Annotated in this window: 12 protein-coding genes and 3 pseudogenes; 2 read left to right on the forward strand and 13 right to left on the reverse strand. The window is 39.3% G+C overall.

The window, feature by feature from the left end:
* Nucleotides 1-43 precede the first annotated feature (43 nt).
* The 3 genes from NSS67_RS26750 to NSS67_RS26760 form a co-directional block, all read right to left on the reverse strand.
* Nucleotides 44-877, reverse strand: coding sequence for a carbohydrate ABC transporter permease (locus tag NSS67_RS26750; RefSeq protein ID WP_339316766.1), 834 nt, complete (start codon nucleotides 875-877; stop codon nucleotides 44-46).
* On the reverse strand, nucleotides 877-1,767 hold the full coding sequence (locus NSS67_RS26755; RefSeq protein ID WP_339316767.1) for a sugar ABC transporter permease: 891 nt from the start codon (nucleotides 1,765-1,767) through the stop codon (nucleotides 877-879). Before NSS67_RS26755 ends, NSS67_RS26750 begins: the two co-directional genes overlap by 1 nt.
* A gap of 108 nt (nucleotides 1,768-1,875) precedes the next feature.
* A complete protein-coding gene (locus tag NSS67_RS26760; RefSeq protein WP_339316768.1) occupies nucleotides 1,876-3,195 on the reverse strand; it encodes an ABC transporter substrate-binding protein in 1,320 nt (439 codons plus the stop codon).
* Between the two features lie 279 nt (nucleotides 3,196-3,474).
* Here NSS67_RS26760 and NSS67_RS26765 point away from each other — a divergent pair, with 279 nt between their 5' ends.
* A complete protein-coding gene (locus NSS67_RS26765) occupies nucleotides 3,475-5,277 on the forward strand; it encodes a histidine kinase (RefSeq protein WP_339316769.1) in 1,803 nt (600 codons plus the stop codon).
* Nucleotides 5,274-6,845 carry a response regulator gene (locus tag NSS67_RS26770; protein ID WP_339316770.1) on the forward strand — a complete coding sequence of 524 codons (1,572 nt, stop codon included), beginning with the start codon at nucleotides 5,274-5,276 and terminating at the stop codon, nucleotides 6,843-6,845. The genes NSS67_RS26765 and NSS67_RS26770 overlap by 4 nt, the downstream gene beginning before the upstream one ends.
* 181 nt (nucleotides 6,846-7,026) lie before the next feature.
* Here NSS67_RS26770 and NSS67_RS26775 read toward each other — a convergent pair whose 3' ends face one another.
* From NSS67_RS26775 to NSS67_RS26820, 10 genes and pseudogenes are all read right to left on the reverse strand, one after another.
* On the reverse strand, nucleotides 7,027-7,272 hold the full coding sequence (locus tag NSS67_RS26775) for a GH36 C-terminal domain-containing protein (RefSeq protein WP_339320759.1): 246 nt from the start codon (nucleotides 7,270-7,272) through the stop codon (nucleotides 7,027-7,029).
* Nucleotides 7,241-7,415: pseudogene (locus NSS67_RS26780) on the reverse strand (sigma factor); the annotation flags it as partial. The pseudogene NSS67_RS26780 and the gene NSS67_RS26775, both read right to left, overlap by 32 nt.
* Nucleotides 7,416-7,722: 307 nt before the next feature.
* A pseudogene (gene sigK / locus NSS67_RS26785) lies at nucleotides 7,723-8,225 on the reverse strand (RNA polymerase sporulation sigma factor SigK); the annotation flags it as partial.
* Nucleotides 8,226-8,442: 217 nt separating this feature from the next.
* Nucleotides 8,443-8,823, reverse strand: a pseudogene (locus NSS67_RS26790) (carbohydrate-binding protein); the annotation flags it as partial.
* 12 nt (nucleotides 8,824-8,835) lie between these two features.
* On the reverse strand, nucleotides 8,836-9,138 hold the full coding sequence (locus tag NSS67_RS26795) for a carbohydrate-binding protein (RefSeq protein ID WP_339320716.1): 303 nt from the start codon (nucleotides 9,136-9,138) through the stop codon (nucleotides 8,836-8,838).
* A gap of 118 nt (nucleotides 9,139-9,256) precedes the next feature.
* Nucleotides 9,257-11,017, reverse strand: a complete 1,761-nt coding sequence (locus NSS67_RS26800; protein ID WP_339316771.1) for a beta-galactosidase family protein — start codon at nucleotides 11,015-11,017, stop codon at nucleotides 9,257-9,259.
* A 106-nt stretch (nucleotides 11,018-11,123) separates the two neighbouring features.
* Complete coding sequence (locus tag NSS67_RS26805) at nucleotides 11,124-14,030, reverse strand: glycoside hydrolase family 2 TIM barrel-domain containing protein (protein WP_339316772.1); 2,907 nt, start codon at nucleotides 14,028-14,030, stop codon at nucleotides 11,124-11,126.
* A 37-nt stretch (nucleotides 14,031-14,067) separates the two neighbouring features.
* On the reverse strand, nucleotides 14,068-15,042 hold the full coding sequence (locus NSS67_RS26810) for an HAD family phosphatase (protein ID WP_339316773.1): 975 nt from the start codon (nucleotides 15,040-15,042) through the stop codon (nucleotides 14,068-14,070).
* A gap of 13 nt (nucleotides 15,043-15,055) precedes the next feature.
* Nucleotides 15,056-17,917 carry a glycoside hydrolase family 38 C-terminal domain-containing protein gene (locus NSS67_RS26815; protein ID WP_339316774.1) on the reverse strand — a complete coding sequence of 954 codons (2,862 nt, stop codon included), beginning with the start codon at nucleotides 17,915-17,917 and terminating at the stop codon, nucleotides 15,056-15,058.
* Between the two features lie 448 nt (nucleotides 17,918-18,365).
* Complete coding sequence (locus NSS67_RS26820; RefSeq protein WP_339316775.1) at nucleotides 18,366-25,004, reverse strand: S-layer homology domain-containing protein; 6,639 nt, start codon at nucleotides 25,002-25,004, stop codon at nucleotides 18,366-18,368.
* Nucleotides 25,005-25,041 lie beyond the last annotated feature (37 nt).

Genomic DNA, 25,041 nt, shown 5'->3' on the forward strand with positions numbered 1-25,041 from the left:
GCTATCCCACGCTGCTAGAACGCTTTAACTAACTTACAGCGCACTAACCTTTCAAAGCTCCAGCTGTCATACCTTCAATAATATATTTCTGTCCAATTAAATAAACGATCAGCACAGGGATAATGGTTAAGACAATATACGCAGATATAAGACCCCAATCTTTAGACCAAGGTGACGAGAATTCACCATATACGCCATACATGGATAGAATAGCTCCCCATTTCTTACTATCCGTTAATATATATAACTGAGTTTCGAAGCCATTCCACGCACCCAAGAAGTTCAGCATGATACCTGTAACTGTAACCGGCTTTAACAGTGGAAAAATGATTCTAAAGAATAGAGTTTCTGCCTTTGCTCCATCCATAACAGCAGCCTCATCTAATTCCCTAGGTATACCCTTAATAAATCCAGTAAATAGCAGCATTGCAAAGGATATCCCTTGCGTAGCAAGAAGCAATATCGCACCTGTTATACTATTCATTAAATGCAGCTTACTCATGATCATCGTCGTCGTTACCATATTTCCAGTTGCAACCACTCCGAAGAAGAAATAGCCATATAATACCTTATTCGTGAAATTTGTCGATCTTACTATGATAAAAGAAGCAAGAGCAGCAAAGACAACACCTATTATCGCTGATGCAGAAGACATAACCAAACTGTTATAATATCCTCTTAATACATGTCCTTTTACAAACGCATTAACATAATTATCCCACTTGATTTCTGAAGGAAACGACATGGAGAAAAAGGCAGCTTCTGCAGAAGGTTTAAGTGAATTCAATAAGATGAGAATAAAAGGCACCAATACAACGAGCGAAAAGACCCAACATACGATTTGCAATATGCTAGAAAATACTTTTTTTCTACTCATTATAGAGTCACCTCCTTTTTACTAGTAGCTCTATTAACTAACACAGATATAACAGTGGTCATAATAAGTAGAATTAAATTCATCGCATTAGATAAACCATAGTTTCCTGCAGAGTATTCTCGGTACACCATTGTAGCAATAACCTCTGTCGCGTTGCCTGGTCCTCCGTTGGTTAGAGCATATACAATATCAAAAGCTCTAAATCCATGTACGATGTTTAGAACAGTATTGATCGTAACTGCCGGCATAATAAATGGAATGGTTATCTTTACAAATAGATTCCAGCTATTCGCTCCGTCAATTCGAGCAGCCTCATAATAGCTCTGATCGATGCCTTGTAATCCTGCTAAGAAGATAACCATATTAAGTCCAAAATATCGCCAAACCTCTACGGCTATAACAGAAGGCATTGCGGTTGCTGTATTCGTCAACCATTTTTGCTGCAAGAAGTCTAGTCCGATTAAATCAAAAAAATTATTCAGAAGACCTGTTGGATGTAAGATTGTCGTAAAAATGATACCGATTACAATTGTCGATATAGCTTGTGGCATAAAGAAAATAGAACGCAGTGTATTTCGCGCAAATATTTTTCTATTAAGCATAATAGCTAATGATAAACCGATGACTGCTTCCAACACAGATGTAAAGAAAGCAAATACAACTGTATTTGTAATGGGTCTCACGTACTTAAACGACTGATCTATGAAGAGAACTTTAAAGTTATCCAGTCCATTAAAATGAATAGCATCACTATATATATTCCAATTTGTAAAGGCATAATATATTCCCATTACAGTAGGAATCATGAAGAGAATTGTATATAGGATGAATGCTGGAAACACCATTCGTCTAGGATACAAAGTCTTATGAATAAAAGTATTGGTTTTCATTCAATCCATCACCTTTTCTATGTGTATCTTATCCTATTGTCAAAATCCCTTTTGTTAAAATAAATCTAAATTTATTCGCAAAAGGGATTCTGCATAAATCAGAAACTTCTATTTCGTTGCATCAAACATTTTAGCTCTAGCAGCATCAAGGGATTGAAGCACCTGTTCTGGTTTCATCATATTAAAAAACATACTCTGTACATTTTTCCCAAGACTTCCATCTGCTCCGTTATATAAAATAGACTGGGGCAAGGTTAACAATGTTTTATCATTTACAGTTTTTAAGACATGCGTGTAATTTGCTGGAGGATTGGCTGTTGCACCTTCTAAAGTCGGTTCCAGAAGATCGGGTCTACCATCATAATATTCCTGCAAATTCTCTGGCTCTGCTAAAAACTCAAAATATTGTTTGGCGGCATCAATATTTTTACTGTCCTTGTTAATTAGATGCGTCATTCCTGTTCCGTTCATTGCTAAAGTTTTCAAATCATCTCCGTATGGGGCAGGGAAGGCTAGAAATTTGTCAGCCGATGGACCACCAGCTGCTTCAATATCATTTACATAAGTAGACCACCCTTGCCACATCGCATATTTACCACTTGCCAAACCTGCAATACCTTGATCATAAGTATCTGATAAGAAGTTTTCTCCAAAATATCCATTATCAGCGCTATCTTTTAGATTTCTCAAATACTTCAAAGCTTCTTCTGATTCTGCATATTTCATAGTGTTATTATTTAATTTCTCATAAGATCCAGTTGCCTTAGATTCAATATTTACTGCAGCATCGAATGCTTGCGCATTATACCATTCCTCTTTACCTGGGAAATAGACTGGTGTAATGCCATTCTCAAGCAATTTTTCACTAACCTGTTTAAATTCTTCATAGCTTGTAGGTTCTTTCAGATCATATTTTTCAAAAATTTCAGTGTTGTAGAGCATCGCACTAAAATCTCTTCCCCATGTAGTAAAACCTACAACTTTATTATCATAACTAGCCTGAACCTTCGCATAGTCAGGATACTTACTAACCCATGACTCATTGGACAAATCTACAGCATATTTATTTGGTTGAACTTTTAGTAAAGATAATCCTGATTCTGCCATAAATATATCGGGACCTTCTCCAGTTGCAAGTCTGGTCATTAATACATTCTCATATTGATCACCAGGATTTTCTTGAAAATCAATCTTAATACCCGTCTGTTCTTTAAATTTCTCTGCCAACTTTTTATCGACATCTCTAATCCAGCCTGCTGAAGCCATTACAGAAAGTGTAACATCAGTTTTTTTGGCATCGCTTACATTTGATGTCGAAGTTCCCGTATTTGAACTTTCACCACAGCCTGTTAATAAACTTAAACCAAGACTTGTAAGCATAACCCCTGTTAATGCTTTTGAAAAAGTTGTTCGTAGATTTTTCTTCACTTCGAAAGTCCCCCTTTTATGAATGCTTTTCATCGACTATGAGTTATAAGTCGTTACATAAACAATAAACAAATTATTTATTCTCTAGAATAGATAAAAGAAACCTACATGGTGGACTTTTAGAACTTGACACATTTATATGGCACATGCAAGAATACAGCTGTAACATGTTATAGCATATTAACTGGATCGTATATTTCAAATAAACTGATAGCGCTTACATTGTTTTACTCTCAAAACAATCGTCCTTGTCCGATGAAACTATGGAGAATATAACTTATGTCAAAACTAAACAAAATTCAATTTAAACTTTTTAAAAACTACACAACGATTATGATTGTAACCATTTCTCTTTTCATGGTCATATTTTATAAATATACATCGACTATATTAGAAGAGAGAGCCACAGAATCGCTTTCCCAGTTATCTAATACAGCTATTCAGGAATTAGATATGGTGTTAGCTGAGATGAACACTATGCAAAAAAGAGTGCTCTTTGCCGAACAAGCCAAAAGTCTTATCTTTACTGACAGTAAGCTATTTGAGACGCATGATTATAAGCTACAAAGAGAATTTAATTACCTTGCTACCTTAATTTATGAACCTCAGCACTATAAGAATTATCAAATAAATATTCTAAATCTGAATGGAAATTATGCTGGATTTGGTCATAATTACTTCGTAAAAAAAATAGATACAAGTAAATTAGATAATCAATCACTAATTGCTGACATCCTTAAGCTGGACGGTAAAAAGTTAATTACTCCTCCACATGTTACCGCTTGGGCTAGCAAAGGTACACAAGTAGTCTCTCTTTATCGCTCTTTTTCTGAGAATGTTTCTGATCCTAAACCTACTGCAATAATTGAAACTCAAGTCAACTATCAAGAAATAATTGATATTATTAATACAAACTTGAATAAATTATTATCTAAAAATACTAAACAAATCATTATCTATGATTCAAATCAGCAATTAATCTATCCTTTAAATAATGCTGAGTTGTCTTTAGATCATTACTTTGCTTCAATTACTCCATCAACTAATTCCTCATTTATTCTAAAAAATGAAAATACGATCGATAATGAAAAACTAATTATTGCTGGAACTCAGTCAGATTTTTCGGGTTGGACGGTACTCGCAACAGAACCTGAAGATGAGCTTCTAGCTCCAATTAATGCATTACGTAACACTTTATCTTTGATTGGTCTTATTGCTGTATGTCTTACAATGGTAATAAATTATTTGTTATCTCGAAAACTGTCAAATCCAATCAGACAAATACATACCAATATGAAGAAACTAAAATTAGATGAGTTACCCATCCATCTTCCTCAGAATATGAATAGCGGTATTGTTGAAATTGAAGGTTTACACCATGTATTTGTTAAAATGTGCGACCAATTGCAAGATTCGTTAGATGCTGTTGTTGCCGCAAGATCACTTGAAATACAATCTCGTCTTACTGCCATGCAATCACAGATGAATCCTCATTTTATATATAATACGTTAGCTATCATCAAAATTATGGGAAAAGAATCTGCCAATAAAGGGATCGTAGACATATGCACCAATCTTTCAACTATGCTACGCTATGTTTCGAGTTCTAGTAGTAGCCCTGTACTTATCAAAGATGAGCTCGATTACACTTACAACTATTTAAACCTTATGAAGATCAGGTTTCAGGATAATTTAATCTACCATTTAAATATTCCTGAAGAATTATATAACATTGAAATTCCAAGATTAATTATTCAACCACTAGTAGAAAATAGTATAAAATTCGCTACCGAAATTTCTCCTCCATGGATAATAGATATACAAGGCACAATTGATCATAATAACTGGTTTATTACAGTTTCCGATAATGGCATTGGCATTACAAAGCAAAAATTAGTAGAGCTTCAAAAGAAGTTTTCGGAATTCAATATTTACCGAGATATTTCAAATAGTCAGATTAACGGTATGGGGTTAATTAACATATTTGCAAGGTTGAAAATATTATATGGGGATGAAGTCATTTTTAAAATTGAACCATTACCTGATCGAGGAGTTTCTATTACAATAGGAGGTAAACTATGACAAACACAAGAAATTACACTGTATTGGTCGTAGAAGATGAACCAATTATTCTACAAGATACTATAAATGAAATAACAAATTCAGAAATGAACTTTCAAGTTATAGGAACTGCCTCGAATGGTTTAGAAGCACTTCATATGTATAAAGAATTAAAACCAGATGTTGTATTTACGGATATACAGATGCCTGTTATGAATGGATTGCAATTAACTAAGGAATTAAAAGAATTAGATCCAGATTTATACATTGTTATATTAAGTGGCTATAGTGATTTTGAATATGCGCAACAAGCGATTAAATTAGGTGTAAAAGAATATCTTCTAAAGCCTCTCGATGCAGAGGAACTTACCGTTTTACTTAAAAAATTTCATTCATCTCTTAACCAAAAATATAAATCTAACGAATCTACTATGTTGTTATCCACATTGAATGGAATGGAAGATATTCATTCATTGCCTTTTTGTTATAAGCAAAATTATTTTGTCTTATTTCTTGTAGGTTTAGGTAATTTATTTCATAATTCTCTATCTAGTAGTATGGTTTCTAGCATTTCTTCTTTATGGGAAAAAATAAACTGGGATCAATTATTTGTTCATGTTTTTGGAAGTGATCAACAAGTTTGGCTTATCAATGAACTATGTCCTAATCAAAAGTATATTGTTTTCACTATAGACAAGAATAGTTCAAACGAAGAAATACATCATCTAGCGAATAAATTTCTACACAAGTTGCAGTCCTGTATCGACATCACAGCCATTAGCATATGCCATAATAATCAACCTATTTCCTATGATAAAATTCCCGATACTTCTCAAAAAATACGTTGGAAATTAGAAAATAACTTTGTTATAGGAAAAAAGGTCGTATATTCGTGTGGAAATATACAAGATAAACCAATATCACCCTATTTAGAACCAAACATCCAAAATAAACTTAAAATAAGTATGTATTCCAATAACTTAAATATCTTAAAAAAAGACCTCTTTTCAGTACTAGAGGAATATGACAATAGAATGTTGCCCCAAAAAACAGTCGAACAAAATTTGATGCAAATCATAAATCTCCTAACTCATCACTATCAACTTGACGCTATTGTCAATTCTGTTCATGTTGAGTATGTTTTGCATACTTTGTTATTTACTGCAAACAGTTTAAACTCAATAAAAGAGGAAATATGGAATATTATTCATGACTTAATACAATCTCGATCTTTAGAATATTTCAGTAATGAGGAATTAGCTAATCAATTGATCGAATATCTTAAGGTACATTTCTCAGAGGATATTAAAGTTGAAGATTTGTCAAAGCACTTTAATTTTAATGGCACCTATCTTGCTAGAGTATTCAAAAAATATACGGGTGACTCGCCGATGAAATACCTTATAGATTTAAGAATCAATGACGCCATTCGATTAATTCGAGAAAGGGAAGATTTAGATATCAAGCTAATTTCTGAAATGGTTGGCTATACAGATCCTCGCTATTTTAGTCGTATTTTTAAAGCACGGATCGGTACCTCCCCTTCTGAATATAGGAATACTGTTTATAATTTTTCAGAGAGCAAATAATAAATTTACGTTCTGAGGAAGTGTTAATTACTGTCCTAGCACTATATTTAGTGACTAGGGCAGTTTTTATTCTGTGCTTTTCTAGTAAACCTAACTTATATTTTTCATACTTGACTCAGCCAAATTAATGGCTGTCATAATCACCCGTTAATCGAAGCAGAATGCCTCGCGACATCCAACCTTAACCGCTGCGTACTTCTTCTGTTTCCACGTTTCGATATATAACTGTCGATTTCGATCCACGCAGCAACACTGGAAAAGCTGGAGCAGCAAAATACTGTGCAGGCCTGAATACGAAAACAACAGATTCACTGCCATCTTGACTAATGTATTGCAGAGAAGTAAAGTTCCGCCCGCGCTTGCCCAAGTCTACGGCTGCAGCCCTTGGCAGCTTTGTCCGTACCAATCGGATCGTGCAGAGATACATCTTTACGAGTCTTCTTCAAAGATCTAAGGTGCAATAAGATTTCGTTTTCAATACAACGGACAGCAAAAGTGGCCAGTTTTGTCCTTTGTTCGGACGGTAGCTCTCAAGGCTTTGATCAAGCCGATGGTTCCGATGGAGATTACCCCACCTAGGGCAGAAATGCTCACCCGACTGCAGTACCGATACCGCCGAATGAGCTCGAAATTGATTTAATTTCATGTCTTATTTAAAATGATAGAAAATATTCCTGTTTTCACCTTAAGTTATTTTCACAATAGGAGGAAAAATGAATACTAAAAAAATAAATATCTTAATAGGATTTTCTGAATATGTTTTTTTATTTTCATTTTATTAGCGCCACCTACTCTGACTGAACAAAAAAGCAACTCCCCTATTGGCAAGTCGCTTCTAACACTCTATTGTGAATCTCTATATATTATCTAAATTATCCTACCGCTTCGCCTTATAAAACTCATGATACAACTTCATGAGCGCCCTTTTCTCTATCCGCGAAACATAACTCCGCTACACGCCAAGCTCCTTGGCAATCTCCCGCTGCGTTCTTTCTTCTCCACCTGTATCAAGTCCGAATCTGCCAACTACACTTCCTTTTCCCGGTCATCCAGAATATCAAGGTTACGATAAATCTTACTTTTCTCAATCTTCAAATCAACTTCTTTAATAACATCATCGGCCTCTGAGCCAAGGATATCGATCAAAGTATTCTCGTTGCCTTCCTTGTCTGTCCCAATCGGATCGTGCAAAGATACATCTTTACGAGTTTTCTTGAGCGATCTTAGGTGCATCAGGATTTCGTTTTCAATACAACGGGCAGCAAAAGTGGCCAGCTTTGTACCTTTGTTCGGGCGATAGCTTTCGATAGCTTTAATCAGGCCGATGGTGCCGATGGAGATTAAGTCCTCCATGTCTTCCCCAGTGTTATCGAATTTCTTGAGGTTATAGACACGATGTGATGTCATTTCTGCCGGCTAAGGTGTCTACCGTTTCCCGTCAGTTCGAATCTGTTGTGTGCTACAACCTCCAGGATAGAGAATCACTTCTCTTGAGGTACAAATCCAAGCTTTTAACTTAACCGTCTTACTGGTTGTCCATCTGGGATAAATCATCACCAGATGTAATAACTGATATTTCTACTAGTATGAAACCCACTCAAAACGAAGGGGGCGAAAGAATGCTGTTTAATTTTCTGTCAGCTTCATTCACCAAATCAAACCAGCTTAGGTTCCAACCGCCTTTAGTAACAGCCAGCCTCAAGGTCTGTGTACCCGCTTCCAATGATACCGTATCAGAGATAATTTTCCAGTTCTGGAAACCCCCGGTTGCCGGGAATGAAGTGGTTTTCTTATTAACTCCGTCTATCGTAAATTGAACCTCGCCGGTATCTTTACTTACAGCTACTCTATAATTTACTTTATAGATTCCACTGGTGGTTACGTTTATTTTATAATCCATCCAATCGCCTGGGTCGATATACGATACGTTTTCGGTACCTTCATAGCTTGGTTCTGTCCGTATTCCCGACATGGCATCGTAATCTTCCGCTTAGAATTTTCCAGAAACTTTCGGTATCAGCTTTAACTGGAACCAATTCAGCTTCCACCCGTTTTGGGACGGATAGAGCCGTATCTTTTGCTCCCCTTCTTCCAATGTAACACTATCACTTACTATCATCCATTTTTTTAAGCCGCCTGTAGTCGGAAATGAAGGCATCTTCAGATTGACTCCGTTCACCTGCAACTGAACTTTGCCGGTATACCCCGAGTCAACAGCAACACGATATTTCACCTTGTAGGTTCCGGCGGTTGCAACATTGACTATGTAGTCCATCCAAACGCCAGCATCAATAGAACCTACATCCTATGTGCCTTCGAAAAGAATAGGAGGATGCCCCTTCCCCGATTCACATTCCGTGAATTGAGCATATAGCATCCCTTCCTACTTATCCAATCATTGTATAGTCTTGCTATAGTTGAGGTGTTGACTCAAAACGAAACGTCTTTCCTGCACCATGCAGCTCAAACACGACGATGCGATTGCTTCCTTGCTTTAGAATTGGAGCTGGAACATAGAGCGAGCGCTGCGGTCCGACTTCCCAGTATCGACCCAGATTAAAGCCATTAACGAATGCGACTCCCTTCTTCCATCCGTCCAGATACAGGAAGGTGTCGGCAGGTTCTCCTTCAATGACAAGCTCTGCTTCATAAAATGAAGGCTCTGTTCCCTCTTCACCCAACATCAGTTCGTCTTCAAATAGCGATTCAAAATCGGGGGCGCCTTGAAGCGGCAGTGTCCGTACCTCCCAATGTGAATGGAATTGGTAATCAAGCCTTACGCCATTCACAATCCCCTTGCGATCTGATGCCAGCAACGGTCCATAATTAACGCGTCCCATGTTCTCGACTAGCAGATCAAGCTTGGCTCCCCCTTCTGGTACATGAATCGTGAACGGCTCTTTACTCGTATCCCAGCGCTCAATTACACCTACAGGCTTGTTATCGATCAATACCAATGCCCGATCGCGAACATCATCGACATTTAATGTATATGTTTGCTGCGCATCGCTAATTTGTGTGGTATAGAGGATGAAGCCGTATGCTTGTCCATAGCATTCCATTGGCTCTGGCACTATGCTGATCTGCGGTATAGACAGCGTGTCAAGAGCATGGTACAAGCTTACTCTTCGCTTCACGTCTACAGTTCCGTAACCTACCTTAACTGTATTCGCTGGGAGCGGTTCTTCAGGAACTGGAGCATACTTGCCGATCACTTCTCGAAAAAAATGATATTTCGATGTGAGATCACCCGCTTCACTAATCGGCGAGTCATAATCATAGCTCGTGATGGTCGGATCGTACTTCTCAGAGTAATTCGCGCCGTTCATAAATCCGAAGTTCGTACCGCCATGTGCCATATAAAAATTAACGGAAGCTCCTCGAGCCAGTATTTCATCAAGGGAATTGGCTGCATCTTTGCCATCACGCGTATGATGTTCTTTGCCCCATTGGTCAAACCATCCATTCCAGAATTCCATGCACATTAACGGTGCATCTGGCTGATGCTTTAATAGCGTGTCAAAGCCTTCATTCGCACGAGATCCGAAGTTGGCGGTAGCCCATATCCCGCTAGTTATTCCTCCACTTAGCATTAGATCATTCGGACCATCTGAGGTAAAAAGCAGCTCCTCAATGCCACGCTCAACTAGCATTTGTCGCAGTGCTTGCAAATAAGCCTGATCATTACCATAGCTACCGTATTCATTTTCAATCTGGAAGGCGAGAATTGGTCCACCTTTACTCTTCTGCAACGGAGCCAGCAGCGGAATGAGTTGATCATAATAGGCAGCGACCTTCTGTAAATAGCTTGGATCGCTTGTACGCAACCGAAGCTCGCGGTTTAACAGCCATGCTGGAAATCCGCCAAATTCCCACTCGGCGCATATATAAGGTGCTGGTCGAACGATCAGGTATAAGCCGACCTGCTCTGCGATTCGTATAAACTTAACGATGTCAGCCATCCCTTCAAAGTGAAACTCACCTTCATGTGGTTCGTGAACGTTCCAAGGCACATAGGTCTCAACCGTATTACAACCCATCGCTTTAATCTTCCGTAACCGATCTTCCCAATACTCAGGCACACAGCGAAAATAATGCATCGCTCCTGAGATGATGCGAAATGGCTCTCCCTCTAGCAATAGTTTCTGTTGAGGCCAAGATAAGCTTATCATAATACTTCCCCTCTCTAGATACATAAACCATGTTCTAATTCGATCTTTAGCACGGCTTGAAATCTTGTATACCCACGTCCAACTTCAACTGATTCAACTTCAGAATTTATATCAGATGATAATCCTTTCCGTATAATATCAGCTCCGACATACCTATTCTGAACCCACCGCCAGCAGTGATGTCCTTAATCGTTATGCGAACATAATGGATGTTGTCATACGGCTTGGCAAATTTTTCGGGTGTAAAATGCTGTCCGCCGACATAGCGATCGAGGGCCTTTAGCCATGCTTGACCATCGCTTGATACTTCTAACTCATACGTGTACCAGTTACTGTCCTTCTCCCAGAAAATACGGCTTCCAACAACCGATTGAGGTTTGTTGAATTTTACGATAATGGATTGAGGAAAAGTTAGTTCCTTTGACAACCAACCTGTTCCTATCGTCGTTATACCATCTCTAAGCTTATCCGTTCCTCTGTCAGCTTCACTTACTGAAGACGACGTAATGGATTCAATTTTCGCATCTGTTATAATGTCACCTGGTTCAGAAGAACTTGTAACAAGTTTGCCCACTGCAATATTTTTATAGATTTGTTCAATGGTTTCTAGTTTGTCAACGCCACCAACCCATGGTCGATGCTGTCCATCAGGGACAAACTGACCTTTGTAGGGTACTGTACATACAGTCTTGGTTCCCGCATTCAATCCTTCTGCCACAGCATGAATGTTGATGTTTCCACTGATGTCTGCAGTTCTTACAAATGCAAAACCCATACCACCCTCAACACTCTGTTCTTCAACACCTATTCTCTCAATATTTTTCCCGACGAGTTCCCCTTTTCCTGTTACAGAAATTTTCATCTTACCCTCGTAGTTCGGTACGACAGTTCCATTCTTATCAACGACTTTGAAGTATATAGGTATTAAATCCGAACCATCTGCTACGGGCATGATTCCTCTTTCACGCACTTCAATTTCTATTCCCGCAGCCTGAACTGGCGTTTTAACTGTGTACATTTTCACGACATTCCCATCTAAAATTGCATCCGCTCTAAGCTCTCCAGCTGCAAATTGATCTAAAGTAAATGTAAATATGGGGCTACCGCCTTTTTTAGCGATGTTCGGAACAGATTTCAGGGCCTCTTCTCTTGTAATCTCTTTAACCAATTCATGATTCTGATAGAGCTTCACGCTATCGCAGTTACTGAATACGTTAATATTTAGGCTTGATGTTCGAGAATATGTGCTTGCAATAAACACCATTGGTCCATGAACAGAATCTCTAGCCGATTGCATGGACTGGAACCAGTAATAATCATATTTTTCGTATCTGTCGATATCTACTGTTCCACTTCCCAATGTCTCAGTTGTTGATCCACGTGCGTAGTCATTCCAGCTCCATAAGAAATATCCACCTATTCTGTCACATGCATCAAGGCCACCCCAGTCAGAATAACCATCTCCATTTAAATATCTCTGACGAGTCAAAATCTGAGTCATCATAGCGTCTTCGCCTTCTTTTCTCAGCGCTTTGCTAGATTCTTCAAAATCACCCCATTCACGAGTAAAAAATGGCTTATTGGGATCAAAATCAGTCCATTTTCTTTGGTCAGACTCCCAATTCGTATCAACAACTTTGTAATTAACATCATAGAAAGATCCCTGAAGTCCGTAGTCTGCTGCTGTATACATCTGATTGCCAAGATATTCTGCATGAGCAATACCAGTAACCTCTTTTGCCCATTCTTCTGAATAGCCAGTCTCATTAAGAGATGTTTCCCATAGAATGATTGATGGTCTATTTCTGTCGCGTCTGATCATTTCACGTGTATCTCTTAATGTTAGATCATAGAACTTTTCACTGTTTGTGAAATTCTGCCACCCGGGCTGGCATTCAATAACTAATAAGCCTAATTCATCACATGCATCTAAAAAGGCTAGATCATTGGGATAATGAGTAGCACGAACAGCATTAAATCCATTTTCCTTGATTTGCATTGCATCACGATATTGCATTGAGTTAGAGGCTGCATCTCCAATATTCTGATATGCCTGATGGCGGTTTGCTCCGCGTAAAAATAATCTTTCCCCATTGATATAGAATCCATCTGCCTTGTACTCTATAGTTCTGATCCCTATCTTTGTTGTAACAGAATCAACTAAAGTTGACCCATTGAAAACTTCACTTACTAAAGAATAAAGATACGGTGTATCTGGATGCCACAAATTTGGATTTGCTACTGTCAGATCCTGATTAAACTTCTTATCTCCACCTACTGCTATACTTGCTGCATCAGCTTCACCCTGTGCAATTGTATTTCCTTCCTTGTCCACAAGCTTAAATACAACCTTCGTATCTGCCAATGTATTATTCTTGTTTACGACATGCGTTTTTACATTCACCTTTGCAAAAGTTTGGCTTACTTCTGGATAAGTTACAAAAACTCCACCACTAGCTGTTTTGTCAGCCTGTAATGCATCTGAAATATGTAAATTATTCGTAATTCTCATCGTCACATCTCGGTAAACACCACCGTAGTAATGGAAATCCAGATTTGCTACTGGCTTTCCTGGCGGACTATCTGGACTATCATTGCTAGATACCTTTACGGCTAAAACATTGGTCTCATCAAACTTCACTTTATTTGTAATATCTACAGAAAATCCGACATAACCGCCATTACGCGTATAAACTTTTTCCCCATTCAAATAGATTTCACTGTCAATCATTACACCTTCAAAGTCAATATTGATTGTATTTCCTCTGTACATCTCGTCAACCTTAAAATATCGTCTGTACCAACCTATTCCTTGATATACTACTAGTCCACCATTAGAATGTTTCTTCTCCAGTCTCATGGTGTGTGGAATCGTTATATTGGCGAATGCCTGATCATCATATTCAATTGTTTCTGCACCTACTAGGTCACCTCTGTAGAATCCCCAGTCGTTATTAAAATTCAAAACTGTTCTACCATTTGTATTCACAGTTGTCTGAGCTAGTCGCATCATTAACACCTCAAAAAAATTTAATATTAGCTTCTTGAAATTAAGATAAAATTAAAGGTAGTGCATCGCAAAGATTATCATATTCTTTTAAGCACAAGGACTGCACTCCGCTCTTACTGATATTTCCTCCATTGATTCCAATAGCTGAGAAACCAGCCAGCCTGATCGATACAACCCCAGCTGATGAATCTTCAAATCCCAATACATGTCCCTTGTCTTCTTCCGTTAGCCCAAGTCCAACTCTTGCCGTCTCAGAATATAGCCATGGATGCGGCTTCGGTGCTAACTCCCCCATGGTTCCAACCTGTCCCTTCACCAAGGCTTGCCCTGCCGTAATGATCGCATCATAAAAATCTAACGGATCTCCCATCCCCAACGTTTTGAAGGCGGATATGATCTCAGGCATTGCTTTATTATATAAACCTGAGGTTACTAGACCTATTTTTATATTTTTGGACTTCAACTCGTATAAGAAATCTTTAAGTCCTGGAGCAGGTGTAAATGCACCTGTCTTTCCCCTACCATGCAATATCTCATTCATTTCATATTCTGTTATTGAAAAGTAATGTTTTCTTGCCTCTTCTACTGTCTGATTAGGACAATATTTATCAATGCAGTATTGCAAATGCTCGGATACAGAATGCCCCGAAACTTGCGGTTCATCACTAACATCTAATGTAAATTTAGTATTTTTGGTAAGTTTCGATACAGTCTGTTCGATAATCCACATCCAAAAGCTTTCACTATGCACGCTTGTACCGTCTAAGTCCATCAGTATTGCCTTTGCTTTTCCTTCATACTTTGGATTGCTTACAGGATATATAGCTGGGTAACCCATTGCAGATTTCACATAACATAAAGTTTTATTATCAAACAAAATAAATTCTACTTTCTTATCAATAGGAGTTAATATTTCTTGAACTCCGTCTTTTCCAAGTTGAAATAATCCATCTCCGCCTGTTTCCAGAGTGGTATACCCCAACAATTCATCTTTCAGATTATATGTTTGCCGCATTTTAATTTCCTTTCTATTGATCAGTTTTTAGATCTAACTTCAGAGTTACGATCTTATTAGGCTTGATCTTAAGTTCGACAGTGTTATCGATCATCATTAAGTTTGAAGCAGCTTCTTCTTCCTCATTCAGATTCATCATGCACACGTTCTGTACAGCACATCCAAAAATAATACTTCCACTTTGCTCAGTAGGATATGGGTTAAATAAACGTACAATAATGCTGTTGCTATCCTCAGCCTTTTTGATACAGGATACACTTAACTTACCTGTTACTTGATAGAAGCTATGTTTAGGCGGCAGTGTTCCTTCTGATTTCTCAACTATCATCGCTGGAACACATGTCTGTACAGGCTTTAATGGAATATTGAAGCAATCCGCAATTTCACTTAGATCACTATTTTCCCAACTTGAATTCATTGGGCAGATCGCATAGCTGTAAACCAGCTTTTGCTGCAATTGTCCACCCTCTTGATTCGGGAATACCCCTGCACTTCTCCATTCCGTACAAATAATATTTTTCACAGCTCTAAACAGAGTCATGGACAGCGTTCCATCTCCACCATCTTTATGTTCACAATCCGGCGATACACTGTATTCTCCTAAGCAATCAGTAACAATTCCAAAGCCCTTATGATCATCTGCTATGCTCACAAAGTTCTGCAACGGTTGAGTTAGTAATTCATTATAATAGTGACCTCTGTCATCCTTAAGCGGTGTAGCATCTCTGTTGTCTACTGTAAAATGCCCTTGCGCATCAACAGATCTCGCTCGGATTCCTGTATCAAACAGAACACTCATACGATGGTCTTTACAGTTATTATCGATCTCAACCTTAACTTCTACATTTTTAGCATCTTTCTTTAATGTATAATAAGTCGTTATGGACAAATGCTCTGTTAGTTCAGAACGCTCACTCTTGCCTCTTACATAGTTGTCCGGACGATAGGCATATTTAGGTAATTCCATGGTAAGCTTAACCCCAATAGTAGCTGCAAGATTGCCGTTCTCCATTAAGAAAATGCTAGCATTACAGCCTTTGCTGTTATATGTCTTATTATGATATGGAGGATAGTACATCCAATAATCTCCTACATCTCCCGTACTTTCAAAGTAGTTGAGATTATCGAAGCAGTTTCCATTTTCTTTATCCAGAATGGATATGGTTCCGTTCGAATTCACTTCAACCTTGATAAATTCATTTTGCATACATGTAGATGATGTAGCTATTTCTTTCCCATCCGTTGTTCTGGTCTTCGCCCAAAATTCTGATTTTCGGTTAAATTCTACTTTATTGCACAATTTATAAACCTTATAGCCGCCGGCTGGTATTTCTCCAGTCCCAAATACTACACAATGACGGTCAGAGTAATAAGGAAACGGTCTCTCCTGAAGATGGACAACTGGCGATGTTACCTCTGTTCTCGATATATGCTGTATTTCACATACATTTCCATCACTATCAACAAGATCAAACTCCCATATATTTTGAGCTTGTGGGGTATCAATATAGGCCTTTACCATTTCATTTCTTGGCTTTGCATATGAATTGAACACCACGAGTACAATATCTTTGCTGTTATATTGTGACAGATCGATATGTCTGATCAGATCCTGACAGTTTTTATTGGATATCGCATTCGATATTTCCAAAGCTTGATTTAATCGATAGAGTACATCATTGACCGTTTTATCCTGGGTTACTCCATTGATGGAGTCATGCGCATGGGATAATAACATGTAATCTAATGCTAATTGCAAGAATGTCTCATCATACTTGCCGCCTACCATCATATTGGCTACGGATAAAGGCTCCGCTTGATTAAACAAGGTGTTTTGAACCTTTTTATTCAGTGTTTTGATATGTGGTCTTGTCATTAGAGCATTTCCAGACAACGAGGTTGTTGGACCATCTCTCATTTCACCATGAATCTCAATCAACTCATCCAAGTTGAGCTTTTCCTTGAGAATTTCCACATATTCTCCTAATGAGGAGCTCTTAAACTCGATATCATCAAATTGTTCATTGATTGCCTGTATCAGATTCATTAATTGAGGCTGACCAGTCGTTGAATCCGTACCATCCATCATGGCTCTGTCATCCGGCATCCGTGTGTCTTCCATACCATTCCATGCTCTGGTAACGGCTTCTTTAATAACTTCTGGGTGTATTTTTTCTGTATCCTCAATCTTGAAATAGTCTTGTATATAGTTCTCGCTATCCGCCTGATGATAGACTTGACCATAATTGCCCATGTCAAAATTGTAGTTATCCGACTTGTAAGCTACACCATTCATAATATGGATATAGGCATTCATAAAAAAGTTGGCTCTTGCATCTTCTCCTAATCTTGTAGCATAGACACTTGTACCATCCTTACCTGTCCACTTGAACTCACAGTGTGGAGCTCGTTTCTTGTCTACATTTTTGGATACGATAACTGTATCTATTCCAAAGCCCTTATAGATCTGTGGAAGCTGTGATGGCTGTCCCCATCCGAAGGACTCATAGCCGATATCCAAACAATTTCCGAGTTTGTTGGCCTCTCTTCTTCCTTTCAAGAGATTACGTACGATAGACTCACCGCTAATCGGATAGAGGTCCGGCAAGGTATACCATGGACCAACATCGATTCTTCCATCCTTGATAAATTGAACAAGCTTATCTCTGGTGTCTGGCCTTACCTGTAAGTAGTCCAAAATCGGAATAACTTGTCCGTCCAGAAGAAAGTTTTTGTAATCCGGGTTATTCTCTAAGGTCTCAATTAATTCGTCCATTAGCTTTACAAGGTATAATCTATTTTCCCATATAGGGTAACGCCATTCTCTATCCCAGTGTGTATGGGGGATGATATATCCTGTCTTTGTTTTGTTCATGGTTTCTATCCCTTCCTTTGTGAACTTTATCCTAAGTTACGTGCATTGTAGCCTTGCTGATCGCAAATCAGCAATCTCAAAAACTAAACTATTTGATGTTTTTTGCCTTTTGTACAACTTTAATTTTTGTGCTGTAACTCATATTTTTAATAATTTCTCTAAAAATACTCTCTCTTTTGTAGAAATCTCCACAGGTTAAAATGTAAACAGCCCCGTTTCCATTAGGAAAAAGGGCTGTACTTACAATTATGTGATATGAATTAATAAATCTGATTCTTCATTCGCACCGTTTATTTAGTCATTGATCATAGACCAAACCATTCTCTCTATCTATGTTATACAGGAAAAACCCTGCCCAAATTAACAATCTAACCTGTGAATCATGACCTAAATATGCCACGTCCCACAGGTTAGATTAATGAATCTTATTTTCACTCTAAATCATAGCTTATTTCATATTGCTCAGCATAGCTAATATCAAAGTAACTGCTTCTGCTCTGGTTGAAGAAGCATTAGGATTAAATTTTCCATCTCCATTCCCTTTAATTAAGCCTGCTTCTGCAGCTGTTGCCACATATGGTTTTGCCCATACTGGAGCTTGATCTGCATCATCAAACGCTAGTGTTGCATTTGGATTTACTTCAAGACCCAGAGCACGAATAACAATAACGACTAATTCGCTTCTAGTTATTTCTTTATTTGCACGGAATGTACCATCTTCGTATCCAGAAATGAAACCAACTTTTACAAGTGCTTGTATGAAAGGCTGAGCCCATACTGGTGTGTTACTTTGATCAGTAAAACTAAACTCAGAATCAACAGAATCCAATTTCAGTGCTCTAGCTAACATGGTTGCAAATTCACCACGTGTTATAGTACCATTCGGTCTGAAAGTTCCATCTTCGTAACCTCTTACAAAACCAAGTTTAACTGATTTTTCAATAGAAACCTTAGCCCAGTGTTCCGCAATATCAGACAGATCTACTTTAGGAGTTTCTGGCTCCGTTGGTTTTACTGGTTCTGTTGGTTCAATTGGCTTAGGCGTTGGCGTTGGTGTTGGATTTGGTGTTGGATTTGGTGTTGGATTTGGTGTTGGATCTGGTCTTGATGCTGATGCCTTCACCGATATACTAATCTGAGTCGTCAATGGTAAACCATTCGGATTCGCTAAACCCTCTGGTAAGGTAACAGTTCCATCTACTGTGAAGGTTTGCGCATTAATGCTAGATGGATTATAACTTGAAGCATCTACATTCCATGCTACATTCGCATTTACATTTTCTTCATAAGTAACTAATTCTACTGTTGAAGGCAATCCAAGAGCTGCTGCTGTCTTCGCTGTTCCGTTAGCTACACCTGTAATTGCTGCGGGTGGTGTAATGCTTTGAAGCGTCTTATCCTGAACCGCTACAGCATCTACAGTAACACTAATGCTTGTCTTCAGGTCTACGTTATTGGGATTTCCCACACCTTCAGGCAGTGTTACATTTCCATCTACTGTGAAGGTCTGGGCTGTCTTGAACGACGGATCATAGCTTGATGCATCTACTTCCCATGTCACACTTCCATTCACTATGCCCCCATAAGTAGCCAGTGTTACGGTAACTGGCAATCCAAGCGCTTCTGCTGTCTTGGCTGCTCCGTTAGCTAGTCCTGTGATTGGTGTTGGTGTTGTTATGCTCACAAGCGTTTTGCCCTGATCTGTCTCAGCATTTACTGTAACACTGATTTTTGTCGTCAAGGCTATGTTGTTCGGATTGTTCACCCCTTCCGGCAAGGTTACGGTTCCATCAACAGTGAAAGTCTGTTCTGCCTTAACAACTGCATCATAGCTTGAAGCCTCGACATTCCATGTCACATTGGCATTCATGCTTTCTGCATCCGTTACTAGTTCTACTGTTGAAGGTAATCCGAGGGCAGCTGACGTCTTCGCTGTTCCGTTGGCCAACCCCGTGATTGCTGCGGGTGGTGTGATGCTCATAAGCGTCGTCTGACTGTGGACTTTGTAGGTTGCTTTTGCCATAACTGGGGTTCCTCCTACAGATCCCTTTACGGTAAACACACCCTCTTTAGCTACCATGTCTGGGGTAATATCATCCCAATCAACGTCCACCAGCCCTGTCGTTCCGTCGTTATATACGGCCTCAACCTTCTCTGGAAGTGTCGGGATTTGACCCAGCTCAGTATCGATTACAGGAACGGTTTTGTAATCCATGATTTCCTTTACAAATTCTTTCACGTCGAAGACATTAATCTCTGCAGCCGATGCAAACCCACTGTTGCCTGCCGTTGCTTCGAGCTTGACATACGATGCTTCTGTCGGATTAAAAGTTGCGACTTTCTCTTTACTGTCGTTTGCCCAACTTCCGCTTGCAACCTTGGCAAACTCCACTCCATCCGTACTTACATATACGTTATAGCTTGTAATAATTCCATTGGTGCCGCCTGATTGCCTTGGCAAATAGGCGATTGAATCAATATTGTAGGTTCCTCCAAGGTTTAAAGTAATCGATTGGGGGAGTTCGTCGGATCCATTCCACTTTGTATGCCAGATCGTATCTGGGTTTCCGTCAATCGTCATGGCAGCAGAGTTGTTTGTGCCAGGATTCATTTCCTGGCTCGTCGCCGTTGCCGTCATTTGTGACTGAGGGATAATATTCCTAACTGCAGCAATTGTCATAGGACGACTTTCAACGGTTACCCCGTCTAAAGTAACCTTTACAGCAACAGTCGCATTAAATCCACGACCAATATCGCCTTTCACTATGATCGTATTGCTGCCCTCAACAACCGACAGCCTTTGATCACTAAATTGATATTCTACAGTAGCCCTTGATAAATCGGCTGTTTCACCTGTACTTAACAAGCCTTCAATTGCAGCAACGATAGGTTGGTTTGGTTTAATCTCCGTTTTATTAAGAGTAACGTTAATTTTATTTAAATAAGAGCCCATATAGATTTTCCCTGACTCATCAACAAATAGATAAGTAACTTCTTCAATAGAACGTCCGCCTATTGTTGCTCTTATGCGAATCTTTGCCATACCTTTTGAAACAGCGGTCAGCAGGTTTGAATCGCCTACCGTAATCACACCCTGGTTTTCACTTGTTACCGTGATCACCGCATCTTTCATATCAATCGGTGCACCCGCACCCGTAAAAGCCTTAATGTCATATTTGCCTGTAGTCGCATCAATCGGCTTATACTCGTATTCGAAGCGATCAAATAAATCCGACTTATCTATCCCGTTAATGGCTACTTCAAGCAAATCAATCGTTGACCCGTTCGAACCGCCATCAAATAGTAATTTAACGTATTGTGCTTCCGCGTTTACTGCGTATTGGTCATAGAATCCAAAATTAGCAGTACCAGTCGGACCGTTAACGGTTTTGACATCAATCCATTCCACGCCATCAGCGCTAGTTTGAATTTTGATTGTTTTAGGCGTATTGATATATCTTTGGTCCAAAGAATTGAAGTTAAGATTGATATTGGCAATCTGAGACTTTGTCGGCAGCTTAAATTGAATCCATGCCTTTTCATTTGCAGGTACCGACCATTTGGATTGATCAAAAGCATTGCCTTCAATTGTTTTTCCATCAACTAATTGACTTACAGCACCTTGATTATGACTAGCAGTGATTTCAGTGGTTCCTGTAATATTTTGGTATGGCAACAGGTCCATAAATACTCTATTTGTTGTAAATGTTTTGCCGTCTAGCGTTACATCTGCCCAAACGACCCCCCGTGTAGGTTGTTCGATGAACGGCGCAATAATTTCATTTTTATTGAAAGTATATCCATTTGTTTCTTTGATCGATACAGGCTTAAGTTTGTCACCCGCTTGCAAATCAACGACACCGCCGTGCCATTGAATTTGTGCCGCATCAAGCCCTATTGCTCCGCCTTTTGATGATCTGCCTTCGATTTGATAGCTGAGTTTTTCTAGTGTATCAACCTCGCCGTAAGCTTCCTTTCCATCCACGAATAAGGTTGCGCCAATCATATTTTCCCCAACATAAATTTGGCCGTCTCTTGCTGTTATTTTTAATGTATCCTGTTTCGTTACACCTTCATAAGTACCGCTAACTGTGATCGTCGTTGTTCCGTTTGATACCGGAGTCACGATTCCGTTAGCATTAACTACCGCTATTGCAGGATTCGCACTGTTGTATGTTAAACCTGAAAGCTTGGCTTTAAGCGCCGGAAATGTCATATATCCCTCAGCGTTGATTTTAAGCGATGAAGTTGTCAACTGCTCACCTGTTGCATGTACATTTGTAAGCGTATATTTGCGAGCTGAATTGTCCGTTACAATCTTGATGATTGTGTCAATCTGATCCTCCTGGACATTAGCAAGATTGACGGTCAGACTATCTCCATTTTGTACAAAAGAAGTGACAGGAATATCCTCGTTCAACCAGGTTACGGATGTCACATGATCTGGAACCGGACGAATGGTTAACGACTTTCCAGGAATGGCATCAAACCCTCTTTTGCTGTCAGGTCCTTTCATAATATGAAGATAAACATTGTTGTCTCTATACGTTGCGTATCCCCATTGTGGACCTGTAGTACTGTTAGCTAAAGCGAATTTTTCATAATTGCCTTTTCCATCATCTTCGTAGCCATAGCCCGAGAGGAAATATGGCATTGTACCCGTTGTAGACTCATGTCTTTCCGGCTTTCCTGCAGGTGCAAACCAATCTACAAAACTTTCTCTCACATCAATGTATTCCTGCTCTGCTTTAGGATACCTTGTCGCAATTTCCTCAGGCGAGTTCCAATTGGGTCCGCGACTATCTACAGGCGTCTGATCATTATTATCCACATAGCCTCTGCCAGCATTCATGATCATTTCCTTGGCGACTTGCCTGTAGTCATCCCGTTTCCCGTAATACGGAGATAAGCCGTTTTTTGTGTGGATCATTTTCCATGGTTCCATAATCGTACGTTTTACAAGATGATTTGCAGCGCCACCAGCGTAAATACCAGATGCTTCTTCGGTTCTTAAATCAGGGTCTCCATACTCTGCGCCCCATGCATTGGAGTTTACTATAATATCATCGCTATAATTGCGTACAACGCTGTATATCACATCAAAGTTGGCATTCGGTATCCCTTGCGGCCCATCATAATAAATGTAGTCAGGCGCATACCGTTCAATCAAATCAGTCTGATTCTGCACATAGACGTCAGTCGTGTAATAAGGTACACCGCCGCCATAATAAAGGCCAAACTTCATTCCATGACGCTTTACTGCCAATTCAAACTGTTTCAACCCATCTACTACCTTACCGTCCGCATCCTTCGGAAGATACTGATGCCTATCATGTGTTGGATCCGCAAATTTCGACGGCCAAAGATAAGCTTGTTGTATCGATTCAACCGATACCAATGAATGCCCTTGAGCTTTTGCTCTTTCTGCCCATAAATCGGCAGAGAAATTCGGGTCAACAAAGTACTGGTAAATTGGGGCAGCATGAGTTAAAGCGCCCACTCGACCTTCTTCAAACCATTTATTGGGACGTTCCTTTACTGTAATGGTCATATTCTTTCTAGCGGTATTTCCATTCTTGTCAGTTACTTGCACAGTGAAGTTATAGTCTCCTGGTGCACAGTTAATACTGATTATACCTTTACTGCTATTTAAATTGACATTTCCATTTACTAATCCATCTGCGATTGTGCCATCGGCATTTAATTCCAAGCCATCTGGCAGTCTGCCCTCTACGATACTCCAAGTATAACCAGGTGCTCCCCCGCTCGCCATAAATTGAAATGCCGAAGCCGCAACACCGTATTTATCATTGCCTTTCGATTTATTCCATACATAAGGCCATTCCTTGTAGCCAAACGGCAGATTGTGGGATGGAAGCGGAGTTTTAATAGCATCCTCAGTTGATAGGCCTTGTGTTACAATTTCTAGTGCCGCAGCTGCGCCTTTAACCGAAGAAACAAGTCCATTTATTTTATTGCCATTTTGATCTGTGACTCTTCCATAGAACCCAAGGTAAGCTACATTTTGATCAAATCCTAACGGAACATTGTTTGAATTAACATCTTCCGTATACGTATGCTTGATTTGAATCATCAGCTTATTCCAACCCTGCTTTAACAGAATCGCTTGTTTTGTCAAATCCTTTTGCACCTCCACAGGTGTGGACGGTGTCGTTACTGCCTTATCGTTTACATAAAGACGATATGAACCGCTGGCGCCTACATTAAAATACGCTGGCTGTTCTACTGGGCTGTATACGTATGTGTGAGCGTATACATATTTGTTTCTAGTATCGATGCCTTTTTTCACAGAATAATATCCATATAAATCTTGATAATCATCGTAGTTTCTATTATAAATGCGATCATCGAAATATTCCCATTTATGACTTTCGTTAATCAAGCTTAACGGATCGCCGATTGCGGGAGCGATCGTAGCAGCGCCAGAACCAGATCCAGTTACCGGCTTGTTATTTACCTCTATTTCTGAGAGTCCGGTTATGCTTGGATAAGGTGTTCGTCCTTTATCGATTTCAACCTTCATTTCAACTACATTCTTCAACTCGGATTGCGTAGCATACACAGTTGGTGATGAAGAGCTGGAAGATGTACTATCAACCTTTCCGGATTCTACGATGCTGCCATCATTCAGCGTGAAAGTAAGATGATACCAATTGTTAACGTGACGCCCATCGCCCCATTGCGCTATTTTGACTTCATTAATAGCAATAGGCTGACTCCATTTCATCCTTACCCATGGATTAGAATCGTTTTCTGTCACCCACTGACTATTTGTTAGTCCATCAACTAGTTTTGAAACAGGGTTTACTGCAAGAGTTGATGATGATGCTGTTATTTCTGATGCCGACGGCGCGTGTTTTACGGTTTCTCCCACTTCAGATCCATAAATTTGGTCCACTACAGGGGAAACGAATGGACCTGATACCAACCATGAGTTAATAAACGGGGCTTTACCCGCCACTTGCTGTGCTTCTACTTTAGATACTCCTAAACCAAGCATTCCAGAATTAAAAATAATGGCTGTTACAAGTGCGAGAATAGATAATTTAAAAAATCTATTTTTCATATTTATTTATCATTCCTTCCACTATTCATTTGAGATC

This window comes from Paenibacillus sp. FSL R10-2734, assembly GCF_037963865.1.
Classification (GTDB): Bacteria; Bacillota; Bacilli; order Paenibacillales; family Paenibacillaceae; genus Paenibacillus_AQ.

Coding starts and splice junctions, on each gene's coding strand:
- NSS67_RS26805 (WP_339316772.1), bottom strand. CDS start 14,030: ATGATGCGACTAGCTCAGACAACTGTGAATACAAATGGTAGAACAGTT.
- NSS67_RS26755 (WP_339316767.1), bottom strand. CDS start 1,767: ATGAAAACCAATACTTTTATTCATAAGACTTTGTATCCTAGACGAATG.
- NSS67_RS26820 (WP_339316775.1), bottom strand. CDS start 25,004: ATGAAAAATAGATTTTTTAAATTATCTATTCTCGCACTTGTAACAGCC.
- NSS67_RS26800 (WP_339316771.1), bottom strand. CDS start 11,017: ATGATAAGCTTATCTTGGCCTCAACAGAAACTATTGCTAGAGGGAGAG.
- NSS67_RS26770 (WP_339316770.1), top strand. CDS start 5,274: ATGACAAACACAAGAAATTACACTGTATTGGTCGTAGAAGATGAACCA.
- NSS67_RS26775 (WP_339320759.1), bottom strand. CDS start 7,272: ATGTATCTCTGCACGATCCGATTGGTACGGACAAAGCTGCCAAGGGCT.
- NSS67_RS26750 (WP_339316766.1), bottom strand. CDS start 877: ATGAGTAGAAAAAAAGTATTTTCTAGCATATTGCAAATCGTATGTTGG.
- NSS67_RS26815 (WP_339316774.1), bottom strand. CDS start 17,917: ATGAACAAAACAAAGACAGGATATATCATCCCCCATACACACTGGGAT.
- NSS67_RS26810 (WP_339316773.1), bottom strand. CDS start 15,042: ATGCGGCAAACATATAATCTGAAAGATGAATTGTTGGGGTATACCACT.
- NSS67_RS26765 (WP_339316769.1), top strand. CDS start 3,475: ATGTCAAAACTAAACAAAATTCAATTTAAACTTTTTAAAAACTACACA.